This window comes from Mycobacterium stomatepiae, assembly GCF_010731715.1.
Classification (GTDB): domain Bacteria; phylum Actinomycetota; class Actinomycetes; order Mycobacteriales; family Mycobacteriaceae; genus Mycobacterium; species Mycobacterium stomatepiae.
Genome location: NZ_AP022587.1, coordinates 5,294,721 through 5,310,209, shown reverse-complemented (window position 1 = coordinate 5,310,209; position 15,489 = coordinate 5,294,721). Strand labels below are relative to the sequence as shown.

The 15,489-nt window shown below is 68.1% G+C and carries 11 protein-coding genes; 4 read left to right on the top strand and 7 right to left on the bottom strand.

What is annotated here, in order from left to right; all coding sequences use genetic code 11:
* Positions 1-6: 6 nt before the first annotated feature.
* Entirely contained in the window at positions 7-570 is a 564-nt protein-coding gene (locus G6N54_RS25305) for an LOG family protein (protein WP_163793057.1), read from the bottom strand.
* 99 nt (positions 571-669) lie between these two features.
* On the opposite strand from G6N54_RS25305, the gene G6N54_RS25300 reads away from it, so the two are divergent.
* On the top strand, positions 670-2,826 hold the full coding sequence (locus G6N54_RS25300; protein WP_163793055.1) for an AAA family ATPase: 2,157 nt from the start codon (positions 670-672) through the stop codon (positions 2,824-2,826).
* Here the strand turns inward: G6N54_RS25300 and dapE are convergent.
* A complete protein-coding gene (dapE, locus tag G6N54_RS25295) occupies positions 2,823-3,905 on the bottom strand; it encodes a succinyl-diaminopimelate desuccinylase (protein WP_163793053.1) in 1,083 nt (360 codons plus the stop codon). The two genes, G6N54_RS25300 and dapE, sit on opposite strands and share 4 nt — an antisense overlap.
* 276 nt (positions 3,906-4,181) lie before the next feature.
* On the opposite strand from dapE, the gene dapD reads away from it, so the two are divergent.
* On the top strand, positions 4,182-5,135 hold the full coding sequence (gene dapD, locus G6N54_RS25290) for a 2,3,4,5-tetrahydropyridine-2,6-dicarboxylate N-succinyltransferase (protein WP_163794960.1): 954 nt from the start codon (positions 4,182-4,184) through the stop codon (positions 5,133-5,135).
* A 3-nt stretch (positions 5,136-5,138) separates the two neighbouring features.
* Here dapD and G6N54_RS25285 read toward each other — a convergent pair whose 3' ends face one another.
* The 5 genes from G6N54_RS25285 to G6N54_RS25265 all read right to left on the bottom strand — a co-directional run bounded on the left by G6N54_RS25285 (position 5,139) and on the right by G6N54_RS25265 (position 12,887).
* Positions 5,139-6,395, bottom strand: a complete 1,257-nt coding sequence (locus tag G6N54_RS25285; RefSeq protein ID WP_163794961.1) for an MFS transporter — start codon at positions 6,393-6,395, stop codon at positions 5,139-5,141.
* A 254-nt stretch (positions 6,396-6,649) separates the two neighbouring features.
* Complete coding sequence (locus tag G6N54_RS25280; protein WP_163793050.1) at positions 6,650-8,071, bottom strand: acyl-CoA synthetase; 1,422 nt, start codon at positions 8,069-8,071, stop codon at positions 6,650-6,652.
* A 36-nt stretch (positions 8,072-8,107) separates the two neighbouring features.
* Positions 8,108-9,016, bottom strand: a complete 909-nt coding sequence (locus G6N54_RS25275; protein ID WP_163793048.1) for an alpha/beta fold hydrolase — start codon at positions 9,014-9,016, stop codon at positions 8,108-8,110.
* 155 nt (positions 9,017-9,171) lie between these two features.
* The gene (locus tag G6N54_RS25270; RefSeq protein ID WP_163793046.1) at positions 9,172-11,421 is read right to left on the bottom strand and encodes a CaiB/BaiF CoA transferase family protein; all 2,250 of its coding nucleotides are present in this window, start codon (positions 11,419-11,421) and stop codon (positions 9,172-9,174) included.
* On the bottom strand, positions 11,418-12,887 hold the full coding sequence (locus G6N54_RS25265; protein ID WP_163793045.1) for an aldehyde dehydrogenase family protein: 1,470 nt from the start codon (positions 12,885-12,887) through the stop codon (positions 11,418-11,420). The genes G6N54_RS25270 and G6N54_RS25265 overlap by 4 nt, the downstream gene beginning before the upstream one ends.
* A 212-nt stretch (positions 12,888-13,099) precedes the next feature.
* Between G6N54_RS25265 and G6N54_RS25260 the strand changes: the two genes are divergently transcribed.
* Positions 13,100-14,302 carry a cytochrome P450 gene (locus G6N54_RS25260; RefSeq protein ID WP_163793042.1) on the top strand — a complete coding sequence of 401 codons (1,203 nt, stop codon included), beginning with the start codon at positions 13,100-13,102 and terminating at the stop codon, positions 14,300-14,302.
* A 3-nt stretch (positions 14,303-14,305) separates the two neighbouring features.
* On the top strand, positions 14,306-15,487 hold the full coding sequence (locus tag G6N54_RS25255; protein ID WP_163793040.1) for an acyl-CoA dehydrogenase family protein: 1,182 nt from the start codon (positions 14,306-14,308) through the stop codon (positions 15,485-15,487).
* Positions 15,488-15,489: the final 2 nt, after the last annotated feature.

Here is a 15,489-nt window from a genome sequence, read left to right as displayed (position 1 = left end):
CCGACCTCAGACAGGGGCGCACGCCTCGATTGCGTCATTCACCTTATCGACCAGCACCAACGAGTCCATCGCTACCTGCGAGATGTAGCCGCGGTCGAGCAAGCCGTTCAACCACACCAACAAGCCCTCGTAGTGACCCCAGGTGTCGAGCATCACCACGGGTTTGTCGTGCATACCCAGATAGCCCGTCGTCCACGCCTCGAACAGCTCGTCGAGGGTCCCGATCCCGCCCGGCAGCACGATGAACGCATCGGCGCGATCTTCCATGACGCGCTTCCGTTCGCGCATCGTATCGGTGACGATCAGCTCGTCGGCATTCTTGTCGGCAAGCTCCCGGCGCATCAGGTGTTGCGGGATCACGCCCACGGTCCGGCCGCCGTGCGCGCGTGCCGCACTGGCCACCGCTCCCATCGCCGAAACGTGGCCGCCGCCCCACACCAGCGTCCAGCCGCGGTCGGCGATCGCTTCGCCAAGTTCTCCGGCCAGATACAGCAATTCGGGATGCGTCGGGCCGGACGCACAGTAGACGCAGACCGCCCATTCGAGTGAGGAATCGCGGTCGGGGCGCATATCCGCCAACGTAGACCAAAGCCCTTCCAACCGTGCATAGATGGGTCGTTCGCGCTAGCTAGTCACCGGCCGGACACCGCGTCGCAATAAAATTCGGCGATGGCGATTCGATGGAACGTCCCGCAGCACGCGTCCACGTTGGAACGACTGGAGTCAGCCGTGGGTGACGCGGCGCGGCGCGGCGCGGTGGTGCTCGGGCCCGACGGCGTCGGCAAATCCACCCTGGCGCGGCTGGCCGCCGAACACTTCGCGAGCGGCAACCCGAGCACCTTCATCCGCTGGGTCACCGGCACCCCGACCGAGCGCGTGGTCCCGTTCGGCGCTTTCAGCCACATCGTGGACTTCTCCAGTTTCGGGGCCGAAATCGGTAAGCCGGCCGCGCTGTTGCGGGCGGCCCGGGCGTCGCTGAGCCGGGACCGGCAGGGCGATCTGCTGCTGATCGTCGACGACGCCCACGACCTGGACATCCTGTCGGCGACCCTGGTCTACCAGCTGGCACTGGCCGGCACCGCCCGGATGATCGTCACCGCCCGCGACCCGTCTTCAGGGGCCGCACCCGAGGCCATCGCGGCGCTGTGGACCGACGGTCTGCTGGAGCGCATCGACGTCGACGCGCCCGACGCGGCCACCAGCCCGGCCGAGGTCGACACCTTCATCGCCGAGTTGCCCGCGGCCGCCCGGGCGGTGCTCGACTACCTGGCCGTCCAAGAGCCGCTGTCGCTGGCCGACCTCACCGTGCTGGCCGGCGACGGCGCGGTCGGCGAGGCGCAGGAGTGGGGTGCGGCGGAAACCCGGGTGCGCGACGCGCATGCCGAGGCGCCGGTGGTGTACACCGCCCACCCGCTGTTCTCCGAACGTGCGCGTGCCGCACTCGGGGCCGACGGCACCCGGCGGCGACGCACCGAATTGGTCGAGCTGCAGAGCCAGCATCCGCCGGAGCATCTGTCCGACCGGCTGCGGCTGGCGTCCCTCGCGCTGGACAGCGACGCCCCGCAACCGGTGGCCGACGTCGTCGATGCCGCCCAGCAGGCGCTGCGACTCGGCGATCTCACGCTCGGCGAGCGATTCGCGCGCTCCGCGCTGCAGCGCTGCGAGGACTCCCAGAATCTGGCGGCGCGGCTGCCGCTGGCGAATTCGCTGGCGTTTCAGGGCCGCGGCCGCGAAGCCGAGGAGCTGCTGGCCGCGGTCGACTCCGCCGCGTTGCCCGAAGAAGAGCTGATGAGGTGGACGCTGCTACGGGCGGCCAATCAGTTCTTCATGCTCAGCGAGCCGGAGCGGGCCACCGCGTTCCTGCTGACCATCCGCAATCGGGTCGCCGATGTCGGTCCGCGGCTGACGCTCGACGCGCTCAGCGCGACCTTCGCGATGAACGCCGGCAACATCGAGGGTGCGGTCGAGATCGCGCATCGGGTGCTGGATTCGCCGGCCGTCGACGACCAGGCGGTGGCCTGGGCGGCGAGCGCGGCCACGCTCTGCTCGGCGCGCCAGGGCCGGTTCGCCGATGTGGAGCCGCTGGCGCAGCGCGCGCTGAACGCCGAGCACCCCGGGCTGCTGCGGTTCACGGTCGGCCTGGGCGAGACGACGACCCTGCCGATGGCGGGCCGGGTCGAGAAGGCGACCGAACTGGCGCAGCAGTTCACCGATTTCGCCGAGTTGCAGCAGCCGGGACGGGCGATCGGCGAGGTGCTGCTGGCTCACACGCTGATCGCCGCCGGCAGATTCGCCGAGGCCGCCACGCTGCTGGGCCCGGCCACCGCGGCCCTGGAACGCACCGGCTATTCGTGGGGGCCACTGTCGCTGATGCTGCTGGCCACCGCGCTGGCCCAGCAGGGCGACATCGCCGGCGGGGCAAAAGCCTTGAGCAGAGCCGAATCCCGGCATGGCACCAAGTCGGCTTTGTTCGGCCCCGAGCTGGGGGTGGCCCGGGCCTGGCGGCGGGCCGCCGAACGCGACTCGCACGGGGCGATCGCGGCGGCGCGCGACGCGGCCCGGATGGCCGAGCGCCGTGGGCAGTCGGCGGTGGCGCTGCGCGTCTGGCATGAGGCCGTGCGCCTCGGCGACATCCGCGCGGTGGATCCGCTGGCCCGGCTGTGCGACGAGGTCGACTGCGTAGCGGGACAGCTCGCGCTGGCTCACGCCAAGGCGGTGGCGACAAGCGACGGGGACGCGCTGCGCGCGGTGGCCGCCGAGCTGACGGCGGTCGGTATGCACGCGGCGGCCGCCGATGCCACCGCGCAGGCACAGCAGTGCGCTTAGCCGCCCGCTAAACCGCCCAGGTAGGGCCGCAGCATGTCCACCGCGGCGGTGATCGCGGCGACGGGTACCCGCTCGTCGCGGGTGTGCGCGAGGTTGGGGTCACCGGGCCCGAAGTTGACCGCCGGGATGCCCAGCGCGGCGAACCGGGCCACGTCCGTCCAGCCGTATTTCGCCCGCACCTGTCCGCCGGCGGCCTCGACCAGCGCCTTGGCGGCCGGCTGCGACAAGCCGGGTAGCGCACCCGCCGCGCCATCGGTCTGCTCGATACGCACGTCGATCCCGTCGAGCACCTCGTGCACGCGTTGCAACGCATCGGTGAGCGACCGGTCGGGCGCGAAGCGGTAGTTGACGGTGACCGAGGCGGCGTCCGGAATCACGTTTCCGGCCACGCCGCCGTCGACCCGCACGGCCGACAAGCCTTCGCGGTACTCGCAGCCGTCGATGTCGACGGTGCGCGCCCGGTAGGAGGCCAGCCGGTCCAGCACCGCGCCCAGTTTGTGAATTGCGTTGTCGCCCAGCCAGGACCGCGCCGAGTGCGCGCGAGTTCCGCTGGCGCTGACCACGACTCGCAGCGTGCCCTGACAACCGGCCTCGATGTAGCCCCCGGTGGGCTCGCCCAAGATCGCTACGTCGGCGGCCAACCAGTCCGGCAGCTCGCGCTCGATGCGGCCCAAACCGTTTGCGGCAGCTTCGATTTCCTCGCAGTCGTAGAGAACCAGCGTCAGATCGTGCACCGGCTCGGCCACCGTGGCGACCAGATGCAGAAAGACGGCGTCGCCGGATTTCATGTCCGAGGTGCCGCAGCCGTAAAGCACGTCGCCGCCGGTCGAGCGATGGCTGGGCAGATTGCCGGCGACCGGGACGGTGTCGAGATGACCGGCCAGCAGCACCCGCGACGGCCGGTTGCGCCGGGTGCGTGCCAGCACCGCATTGCCGCTGCGGACGATCTCGAAGCCGGACGTCTGCGCGCGCAGCGCGGCCTCGACCTCGTCGGCAATGCGCGCCTCGTCTCGCGACTCGCTGGGGATGTCGACCAGCGCCGCGGTCAACTCGATCGGATCCCCATGCAAGTCCAGCACGCAACCAGCGTAATCGGCGCCTGAGCCAAAACCGTCAGCCCCGGGGTGTAGCCACCGCTGAATTCGAGCTCGATCAGCAGAGATTCGGGACCGGCCGGCATCTTCGGACGGTTATCCGCGGGGCGCGACACCGCTACTCGCGTACCGGAAAACATGATGCCGTCGTGTTCGGTGTAGTCGTACAGGTAGTGGGCCGCCGGGCCGCCACCGAGGACCTCGGGCGGGTAGTTACCGGAACCGGGGGCATTTTGGTGTCCGCTCGGCCGGGAAAGTAACCTGACCGCCGTGACTGGAGCTGCAGGTATCGGGCTGGCGACGCTGGCCTCCGACGGATCGATCCTCGACACGTGGTTTCCCGCACCGGAACTGACGGAGTCGGGCACCAGCGGTACCTCGCGCCTGGCGCTGTCCGATGTGCCACCGGAGCTGGCCGCGCTGGTCGGACGAGACGACGACCGCAATACCGACACCGTGGCCGTGCGCACGGTTATCGGCTCACTCGACGATGTGGCCGCCGACGCCTACGACGCCTACCTGCGGCTGCATTTGCTGTCTCACCGCCTGGTCGCGCCGCATGGGCTGAACGCCGGCGGCTTGTTCGGGGTATTGACCAACGTGGTGTGGACTAATCACGGACCCTGCGCGGTCGAGGGTTTCGAGGCGGTCCGCGCGCGGCTGCGCCGCAAGGGACAGGCGACCGTCTACGGCGTCGACAAGTTCCCGCGGATGGTCGACTATGTGATGCCCACCGGGGTCCGCATCGCCGACGCCGACCGGGTGCGCCTCGGCGCGCACCTGGCGCCGGGCACCACCGTGATGCACGAGGGCTTCGTCAACTTCAACGCCGGCACGCTGGGCACCTCGATGGTGGAGGGCCGCATCTCCGGCGGTGTGGTGGTCGGCGACGGGTCCGACATCGGCGGCGGGGCGTCGATCATGGGCACGCTGTCCGGCGGTGGCACGGAAGTCATTTCGATCGGCAAACGCTGCCTACTGGGCGCCAACGCGGGGCTGGGCATCTCGCTGGGCGACGACTGTGTCGTCGAGGCCGGCCTGTACGTCACCGCGGGCACCAAAGTGCTTACGCCCGAGGGCAAGACGATGAAGGCACTCGAGTTCTCCGGCGGCAACAACCTGTTGTTCCGCCGCAATTCGGTCAGCGGCGCTGTGGAAGTGGTGGCCCGCGGCGGTCAGGGCATCGCCCTCAACGAGGACCTGCACGCCAACTAGCGGCTACAGCGACGTGCCGCGGGTTTCCGGCAACAGATAGGTGCAGACCAGGCTGGTCAACGCGAGAGCGGCCAGCATGGCGCCGATCGACCAACTGCCGTAGGTCGCCAGCAGCGTCCCGGCGATCAGCGGCGGCAGGGCCCCACCGATCACGCCGGCCAGGTTGATCGCCAGCGCCGAGCCGCTGTAGCGGTAGCGGGTGGCGAAAAGTTCGGGAATGAAAGCCCCGACGGGCCCGCTGCCGATGCCGGAGATGGCGAAGGTGCCGACAATCGCGACCGCATACAACGCCTTGTTGCCGGTGTCGATCAACGGGACCACCACGAAGGCCCACGGCACACAGGTCGCCCAGCCCAGCAGCATCAGCCGGCGCCGGCCCACTCGATCACTCAGCACAGCGGAGATGATCACGCTCGCAATGCTGACCAGCCCGCTGAGCACGCCGATCGACCAGATGAAGCCTCGCGTATAGCCCAGGTGGGTGTGCGCGTACATGGTCAAGTAGGTGTTGCCCATGTAGCAGAACGCCATCGTGCACAGCACGCTGCCGGCGGCCAACAGGATCTCCCGGCCCTGCAGGCGAAACACTTCGGCCAGCGGCGCTTTCGGCACCAAGTCGCGGGCCTTTTCCTCGGCGAACACCGGGGTCTCGTCGATGTTGAGCCGCACGTACAACGCCAACGCGATCAGCACCGAACTGATCAGGAACGGGATCCGCCATCCCCACTGCAGGAACTCGGGGCTGTACTCGCCGATCGTGACGTTCACACCGAGGAAGGTCAGGCTGCTCAGCACGCCGGCGACACCGCCGCCGAGCAGGGTGAACATGCCGTACCGGCCACGCCGGCCGCCGGGGGCGTATTCGGCGCTCAGCAGGGCCGACCCGGCCCATTCGCCGCCCACCGCGAACCCCTGCAGCAGCCGCAGCCCCATCAGGATCAGCGGCGCCGCCATCCCGATGGATGCGGTGCTGGGCACCAGGCCGACGCTCACGGTCGCCACGGCCATGATCACCAGCGTCCAGATCAGCGTCTTCTTGCGGCCCAGCCGGTCGCCGAAGTACCCGAAGACGGCCGCACCGATGGGCCGGGACAGGAATGCCGTGGCGAAGGTTCCCATCGAGGCGATCATGGCCACGCCGGGCGTGAGGTTGGGGAAGAACACGGCGGGGAACACCAGCGCCGCGGCGGTGCCGTAGATCAGGAAGTCGTAGAACTCGATTGCCGAGCCGACCAGGCACGAGACCGCGACGCGTGCCATCGGTGTGGCGGGCGGCTGGTCCGCGATCGTCGTTACAGCGCCCGCCGGGCGCGTCGACTCACCCATCCGTTAGTGCCCCTTTTGCGTCGGTCCATGCGGTCGTTCCCCAACGAAGGTAGGCGAACGTGCGAACTCTCGCCGCACGACTAGCCTGGCAATATCCTGCGTGTCGCGCAAAGCACCAGCTGACAACGCACATTGTGATGTGTCGGTTATCAAGCCGATGCGACGCTCGCCCGCGCTGACGCGTGAACTCAGCCCTCGGACAGCAGCTGCTTCTTGACGACCTTGCCCATCGCGTTGCGCGGCAGAGTATCCACGAACCGCACCTCGCGCGGCCGCTTGTGTATCGAAAGGTCTTGGGCGACAAAGTTGATCAGCTCGTCGGTGTTGAGCTCCGACGAGCCGACCACGAATGCGACGATGCGCTGGCCCAGGTCGTCGTCGGGCAAGCCGACGACGGCCGCCTCCTGCACACCGGGATGCCCGAGCAACGACGTCTCGATCTCACCCGCGCCGATGCGGTATCCGCCCGATTTGATCAGGTCGACCGATTCGCGGCCGACGATGCGATGCATGCCCCCGGCGTCGATCACCGCGACGTCGCCGGTGTGATACCAACCGTCGGCGTCGAAAACCTCGGCGGTGGCCTCCGGCCGATTCAGGTAGCCGTCGAACAGGGTCGGACCCCGAACATGAAGCTTTCCAACGGTTTCCCCGTCATGCGGAACCGCGTCGCCGGCGTCGTCGAGCAGCCTGGTCTCGATTCCGGACAACGGCAGGCCGACCCAGCCCGGGCGGCGTTCGCCGTCGGCCCGCGTCGACACCGTGATCAACGACTCCGAGGCGCCGTAGCGTTCGATCGGCCGGTGCCCGGTCAGCTGTTCCAGCCGGTCGAACACCGGAACGGGCAGCGCCGCGCTACCCGACACCAGCAGCCGGGCCGAGCGCAGTGTCTCGGCGGCCGTCTGATCGGCCACCACCCGTGACCACACCGTCGGCACCGCGAAGTACAGGGTTCCGCCGGATTCGGTACGGGCTTGGGCATAGCCGGCCGGCGTCGGTCTTCCGGTGTGCACGAAGCGATTTCCGATCCGCAACGACCCGAGTAGCCCCAGTACCAACCCGTGGATGTGGAACAGCGGCAATCCATGCACCAGCACGTCATCCGGTGTCCACTGCCAGGCTTGCGCCAGCGCATCGATGTCGGCGGCGATCGCGCCGCGGCTCACCACCACACCCTTGGGCGCTCCGGTGGTGCCCGAGGTGTAGATAACCATGGCGGTGGCCTCGGGCGGCGGCTCCGGGTAGCGGTGCCAGGAGCGGGCGTGCAGTCGCACCGGGATGTGCGCCAAGCCCTCCAGCTCGTCCGGCTCGGGGCCCAACCAGGCCCGCACACCGGAGTCGGTCAACATGTGCCGGCGTTCGGCCGCGCCGACATCGGAGGGCACCGGGACGAACGGAACGCCGGCGATCAGGCAGCCCGTGATCGCCAGGACGGTCGACACGCTGGGGGTGGCCAGCACCGCAACCCGGTCCGCGCCGGCGACGCGTTCGGCCACCGACGTCGCACCGCCGACGAGGTCACTGCGGCTCAAAACGGTGCCGTCGATCTTGACCGCGTCGGAGATGTCGGTGGCAGTGACGGCAATGGGGTTCAGCGATTCCAGCAGCACTTCAGCAGGCTACCGACAGTCGTCGGGGAGGTGACGTCAGGCCTGTTCATCCCAAATTTTCATCAGGGTGGACAGGATCTCTTCGCCACGGCCCAACCCGGCGAGGTGGCTTTCGCCCGGCAGGACGATCAGTTCGCAGTCAGCCAGCTTGGCCACCACGTGCTCACCGTGGGCAAAGGGCACGATGTGGTCGCTGTCGCCATGCCACCAGCGGACCGGGACCGTGACCTCGTCGAGCCGGAATCCCCAGTCCTGGGTGAACAGGACGACGTCGTTGAACGGCGCCGCCAGCTGCTTGCGGCTGCCGTTGAGGAGATCGTCGAGGAACATGGCGCCGAACTCGGGCCGGGTCAGTAGCCGTCGGTCGCCTTCGGGCGAAATCGCGGCGTACAGAAACAGCGCGGTGTTCGCGACCGGGCGGATCGACCGGACCAGCAGGCTGGCGCCGATCCGCAACGGGTCACCGCCCAGGCGCAACAGCGGCGCCACCCGCTTGCCCAGGTTCATCAGGCCGCTGGTGATCCCTTCGTCGCCGAGAAACGGCGCGACGCCGCCGAGAATCCCGGCCGCCACCACCCGATCTGGCAACCGCGCGGCCGACGCGAGGGTGTACGGACCGCCGCCGGACAGGCCGATGACGGCCATCTTGTCGATGCCGAGAATGTCGGCGATCGTGCGCAGGTCGTCGGCGAAGGCGGCGATGTTCTGGTAGCGGTGCGGTGTCGAGGATCCGATTCCGGGGCGGTCCAGGCCGATCAACCGGATCCCGTGGTCTTCGGCGTAGACGCGGGCCTCGGTCGGAATCTGCCGCCGGGCGCCCGGTGTGCCGTGCAGCCAGAACACCGCCCGGCCCTGCGGGTCACCGAATTCCGCGAACCCGATTTGACGGTCCTCGCCGACCGCGACGTTTCCCTCTAGCTTTGGGCGGGCGATTTCGAACACCATGTCAGCAGCTTGGCATGTGACGAACCGTTTACCAAAGGCTCACCCGGAGGCCCTGGCGGCGATCCGTATCCCCGATGTGAGCTGGCCGGTGCGGTGGACCGGATGCCGGCCAGCATGCCGCCCCTGGTGACCCGGATGCCGGTGCGATTCGGCAGCTAGGCGCCCCGCACCCGCTCGCCGATCACCCGCTGGGCGCGCAGCTCGGCCACCTCGTCGTCGGACAGACCCAGCGCCCGCAGGATCTCGTCGTTGTGCTGCCCGAGGGTGGGCGGCGCGCTGCGGTGGTGGCGATCCGGCCCGAGGCTGATCCGAAACGGCCAGCCGGGATAGCGGTGCGAGCCGGTGATCGGATGTTCGAACTCTTCGTAGAACCCGCGCGCGTCGAGCTGCGCCCCGATGAACTCGCGGTCATACATCTGTTCACCGGCGATCACCCGCTCGGCCGGAATGCCCTGCGCACGAAGGGTTTCGACGATGTCCTTAGGACACTGCGTCCGGGTCCAAGCGGCGACCAACTCGTCGAACACGTCGTGGTCGAGGCCCCCGTCGTCGGGCAGCGACACCGCCACCCAGGCGCCGTCCTCGGCGGTCGGGTAGACGCCCTGCAGATAGCCGCGCTGGCGGTTGCCTTGCCGCGATGAGACGACCCCGTTCATCGTGTACTCGATCACCGGCTCGGCCGTCACGCACGCGGCGACCTCGATCTGGGCGACCTCGATCAGCCGGCCCACCCCGGTGCGGCGCCGGTGCTCGAGTGCGGCCAGCAGAGCGACACCGGCGTGCACGCCGACGACGGGATCGGCGGGTCCCTGCGGATTGCATGGCGGCCCGTCGGCGTAGCCGGTGGCCGCCGACATCCCGGCGGTCTGCTCGAAGTTCAGCGCCCAGCCGACGTAGTCGCGCCAAGGACCGTGCAAGCCGAAACCTGGCATCCGGACTCCGATCACGTCGGGCTTCAGCGCCACCAGCGACTCGTAATCCAGGCCGAACTGCTCCACCACTCGCGGTGAGAAGTTCTCCACCACCACGTCGGCCTGCGCGGCAAGCCGGCGCGCGATGTCCAGGCCGCGCTGCGAGGTCAGATCGAGCGTGAGGTCTCGCTTGTTGAGGTTGGTGGCCTGCCACAGCGCGCTGCGCTCGTACCAGTCGTCGCCCTCGAACGGGAAGGCACCCGAGTAGCGAAAACCGTCGGGCCGTTGGATGGATTCGATCTTGACGATGTCGGCGCCGAAGGCGCCCAGGTAGCAAGTCAGATAGGCCCCGGCCCAAAAGGTAGTCAGGTCAAGCACTTTGAGTCCCGCGAAGGGCAACTCATTGGGGCGCGGCGCGATGTCTCGATCGAGACTTCGCCGTGACGCTGAGCACGCCGACGTGGTGAAGCGGAGCGGGGAACGGGGCTTGCGGAAGGACCACCCGGCGCCACCGCCTTCGACGAAGAACCCGCGCGCGGCGTACTGCGGGCAGTCCAGCACGGTGGCGCCGTCGTTGACCGGGGCGGCCGGAATCCGCAGCGCCTGGCTCAGTTCGACGATTTCGGCGACGGTCTGCTCGGCGAGCAACGGCTCTGCCCGCGCATAGAATTCGGCGCGCTCGGGGCCGCCCAACATGATCGCGATCTGCTGCTCGGCGAACTCGGGCAGGCCGAGCATCGCGCACACGTCGAGCCAGTGTTGACCCGCGAGACAGTTGATTCCCACCCAGCCGTCGGCCGCGCGGACCACGCCCAGCATGGGTGCACCCCGTGCGTTGGCGGGCAACCCGAGACTTCGCATCTTGCGCGCCATGAGCATCGGATAGGGCAACGTCGACAACAGCGACTCCGATTCGGAGACATCAACTTCGACGACCTCGCCACGCCGGCCCGTGAGGCGTAACGCCGTCAAGGCGCCCAGCGCGCCGTAGGCACCCGCGACGTACTCGGCGATCCGGGCGCCCACCTGCACCGGAGGGCGGTCGGGATCCCGCGGGCCGACCCAGCCCGACGCGGCCTGCAGGGTCAGCGGCGCGGTGTGCCGATCCCGCCACGGGCCGGACTGCCCGAAGTGGGATATCCGGAGCAGCACCAGGTTTGGATTGAGCTTGGCCAGGCTGTCGATGTCGAACCCCCAGCCGTCCAGGGTTCCTGGCGCAAGGTTTTCGACGAGCACGTCGGCCTGCGCGATCAGGTCGCGAGCGTCCGCCGGAGCGGCGATTCGTTTGCCGGCATTGAGGTACTCGAACAAACCGCAGCGACGCGGGTCGACCGCTCCACCCGGAAACGGCCCCCACCGGCGCAGCGGGTCTCCGCCGGGCGGCTCGATCTTGTCGACCTCGGCCCCGAGGTCGACAAACAGCTTCCCCGCGTAGGGGCCTGAGATTTCGGTTGCGATTTCGACGACATGGAGCCCGGCAAGGGGTTCCGTCACGCGGGAACCCCGATGGCCATCTGCTCCATGTACTGGTGTATCCCGCCGATGCCACCGCCCTCGCGGCCCAGTCCGCTCAGTTTGAAGCCGCCGAACGGTGCGCCTCCCGGACTGCAGCCGTTGACGGCGACCTGCCCGGTCCGGATGCGGCGCGCAACACCGACGGCACGATCCACGTCGCCGCCCCACACCGCGCCGGAAAGTCCGTACTGCGAGTTGTTCGCGATCGCGACGGCGTCCTCGTCGTCGCGGTAGCGCAGCACCGTCATCACCGGACCGAGCACTTCCTCTTGCGCGATAGTCGAATTCGGCTCGACGCCGGTCAGAATCGTCGGCTCGAAATAGAAGCCGGAGTGCAGTCCCGGCGGGCGACGGCCGCCCGCCACCAACGTGGCGCCGTCGTTGAGCGCGCCGATGACGTGCGCCTCGACCCGGTCCCGCTGCGCCGAGCTGATCAGCGGACCCATCTGCACCTCGGGATCAGCGGGGTCGCCGACCTTGACCCCGCGGGCCAATGCGGCGAGCCGGTCGACGACCTCGTCGTGCAGCGAATCGGGAAGCAACAGCCGGCTGTGCAGGATGCAGGCCTGCCCGGCGTGCAGCGAGCAGCCGTCGAACAGCATCCGTTGCAACATGTCGTCGGTGATCTCGGTGTCGTCCAGGACGATGCTCGCCGACTTGCCGCCCAGCTCCAGCAGGATCCTCTTCATCGTGTCCCCGGCGGCGGACATGACCTGACGGCCGACCACCGAGCTGCCGGTGAAGCTGACCATGTCGATACGCGGGTCGGTGGTGAGCAGCTTGGCCGCCTCGACGCCCGAGGGCGTAACCACGTTGACGACACCCGGTGGTATGTCGGTGTATTCGTCGATGATGCGCGCCAATGCAAGCCCGGCCAGCGGCGTCAGCGGTGAAGGCTTGAGCACCACGGTGTTTCCCGCGGCGAGGGCGTGATTCAACTTCATGACGTTGAGACAGTGCGGGAAATTCCACGGCGTCAGCACCGACACCACGCCCAGCGGTTCGTGGCGCAGTACGGTCGTTCCCGCGCCCATCCCGGCGACCTCTTGGTCGGCCAGCTCGGTGGCGAGCTGCGCGGCATACATCGACATGAACCCGGCGCCGTCGATCTGCATGACGCGCTCGTTCGCTACGCAGCCCCACTCCACCTGAGACAGCGCGAAGAAGTCGTCGGCGTGTTTCATCAGCGCATCGCCGAGCTGACGCAGACAGCCGGCACGCTGCGCTGCGCTCGTCGTGCCCCACGGTCCGCGGTCGAAGGCACGCCGCGCTGCCGCGATCGCGTCGCCGACCTGCGCGACGCCGGCGTCCGGTGCGGTGGCGATGACCTGCTCACTCGCCGGCGAGATGTCGTCATAGCGACCGTCGGCCGGCTCGACCCAGTTGCCGTCGATGTAGAGCTGATAGGTGTTGACAAGAGTTTTCGGAGTTTGTAGCTCGGTCATCTGCATCCTCACCCAGCAGTCGGTCATCTAAACACCCGGTGTACACCCATGGACCTGTGACGTCAATCACCAATCTCGTGAATTCCGGGCCATTTCAGCGTGTTACGGACGTATTGACAGCGTCGGTCAGCCCGGAGTAGACACAACGTCGCAGGACACATTGCGGCGATATGTCGGATAGCGATCCCGCCGATGCGCCAAGGAGGCCGGCCGTGCAGACTCATCCCCCGCTGCGCTCGCCGAGTTTTCCACTGCACTCCCCCGACTTCTATGCCGGCGATCCCTACCCGGTCTACCGCGAACTGCGCGCCAGCGCGCCGGTGTGCTGGAACGACGTCACCAACTTCTGGGCGCTGCTCAAGTACGAGGACATCCGCTTCGTGTCGAGCAACCCGGCACTTTTCACCTCCACCCAGGGCATCACCATCCCCGATCCGAACATGCCCAACCCGGTGCAGCAGGGAAGTCTGATCTTCACCGATCCGCCGCGGCACCGGCAGCTGCGCAAGCTGATCAACGCGGGCTTCACCCGGCGCCGAGTGTCGGTGCTCGAGCCGAAGATTCGCGAGATCGTGGGGGGCATTCTCGACGGCATCGAGCCGGGTTCGGTCCACGAGTTCGCCGAACAGATCGCCGCCCCCCTACCCACCCGGATGATCGCCGAATTGATCGGCGCCCCGCCCGACGACTGGGAACAATTCCGGGCCTGGTCGGATGCGGCCACCGGAACGGCCGATCCGGAAATCGAGCTCGACCCGTTGGTGGCGGCCGGGCAACTCTACGAGTACTTCCAGCAATTGATCGCCGCCCGGCGCAGCCAACCGCGCGACGATCTGCTGTCGGTGTTGGCCGACGCCGAGATCGACGACGAACGGCTCACCGACGAGGACCTGCTCAACTTCGCCTTCCTGCTGCTGGTCGCCGGTAACGAAACCACCCGCAATCTGATCGCGCTCGGCACGCTCGCGCTGATCGCCCATCCCGACCAGCGCCGTCTGCTGGTCGCGGACCGGGCGCTGATCCCGGCGGCCGTCGAGGAGATGTTGCGCTGGAACAGCCCGGTGGTTCATATGGCCCGCACCGCCACCGCCGACGTCGAGATTCGCGGTCAGCGGATCCGTGCCGGCGAGGTGGTGGTGATGCTGTACGGGTCGGCGAATCGGGACGAGGACGTATTTGGTCCCGACTCCGAGGAATTCAAGGTGACCCGGCATCCGAACCCACACATCGCGTTCGGTTGCGGTGAACATTCTTGTATCGGTGCGCAGTTGGCGCGCCTGGAGGCCACGGCCATGTTCGACGAACTGCTGCGGCGCTTCCCGACGCTCGAACTGGTGGGGGGCGTGGACCGGATGCGGGCCACGATGGTGCCCGGGGTGAAACGCATGCCGGTGCGTCTCGGGACGGGCGGCTGAGCAATGCAACTGGAGTACACCGCCGAGCAGGAGCGGTTGCGCGCCGAGATCCGCAGGACGCTGGAACAGGTGATGACACCCGAGCGCACCGAAGCGATCAAGGACCGCGTCGAGGGCGGACCGGAAGTGCGGGAATGCGTGCGCGCCCTTGCGGCAGCCGATCTGCTCGGCGTCGGCTGGCCCAAAGAGTATGGTGGACGCGGCTTCTCGGCGATCGAACAGTTCATCTTCTCCGAGGAGGCGCGCCGGGTCGACGCTCCGATACCGCTGGTGACACTCAACACGGTCGGGCCGACACTGATGCAGTGCGGCACCGAGGAACAGAGGCAGAAGTTTCTGCCGTCGATTCTCGACGGCAGCGTCGAGTTCGCGATCGGGTATTCCGAGCCCGGGGCCGGCAGCGACCTGGCGTCAATACGCACCACCGCGGTGCGCGACGGAGACGATTACGTGATCAACGGGCAGAAGATGTTCACCAGCGGCGCCGCGTACGCCGACTACATCTGGCTGGCCGCCCGCACTGATCCGAACGCGAAGAAGCACAAGGGGATTTCGATTCTCATCGTGCCGACATCGTCGCCCGGTTTCTCGTGGCAACCGCTGCACACCATGCCGGGCATCTCCACCTTCTACACGTTCTACGACAACGTGCGGGTCCCGGCAAGCGCCCTGGTCGGCGGCGAGAACGAAGGCTGGCAGCTGATCACTACGCAGTTGAACTTCGAGCGCGCGGCGCTGGGCAATCTCGGAGCGCTCGAGCCGTTGTTCGAGAAGACACTGGACTGGGCTCGTAGCACCGAGCTCGACGGCGGGCGCGTCATCGACCAGCCGTGGGTTCGGTTGACCCTGGCCCGGGTCGAAGCGCAGGTCGCCGCGTACAAATTGGTCAACATGCGGGTCAATGCGGCGATGACCAAGGGCGTACTCAACATGGGCGAGGCTTCGGCGGCCAAGGTGTTCGGCACCGAACTCACCCAACAGGTCGCCCGGCAATTACTGGAAGTGCTGGACCACAACGGATTACGCCGGGGCAACGACGCGCCGTTGCGCGGGGCGCTGGAATCCGCGTACCGGTTTGCGGTCATCAACACGTTCGGGGGCGGGGCCAACGAAATTCAGCGTGACATCATCGCCATGGCGGGATTGGGCATGCCGCGAGCACCTCGTGACCTTCGGGCCACCTAGCA

Coding starts and splice junctions, on each gene's coding strand:
- G6N54_RS25255 (WP_163793040.1), top strand. CDS start 14,306: ATGCAACTGGAGTACACCGCCGAGCAGGAGCGGTTGCGCGCCGAGATC.
- G6N54_RS25275 (WP_163793048.1), bottom strand. CDS start 9,016: ATGGTGTTCGAAATCGCCCGCCCAAAGCTAGAGGGAAACGTCGCGGTC.
- G6N54_RS25265 (WP_163793045.1), bottom strand. CDS start 12,887: ATGACCGAGCTACAAACTCCGAAAACTCTTGTCAACACCTATCAGCTC.
- G6N54_RS25300 (WP_163793055.1), top strand. CDS start 670: ATGGCGATTCGATGGAACGTCCCGCAGCACGCGTCCACGTTGGAACGA.
- G6N54_RS25285 (WP_163794961.1), bottom strand. CDS start 6,395: ATGGCACGCGTCGCGGTCTCGTGCCTGGTCGGCTCGGCAATCGAGTTC.
- G6N54_RS25305 (WP_163793057.1), bottom strand. CDS start 570: ATGCGCCCCGACCGCGATTCCTCACTCGAATGGGCGGTCTGCGTCTAC.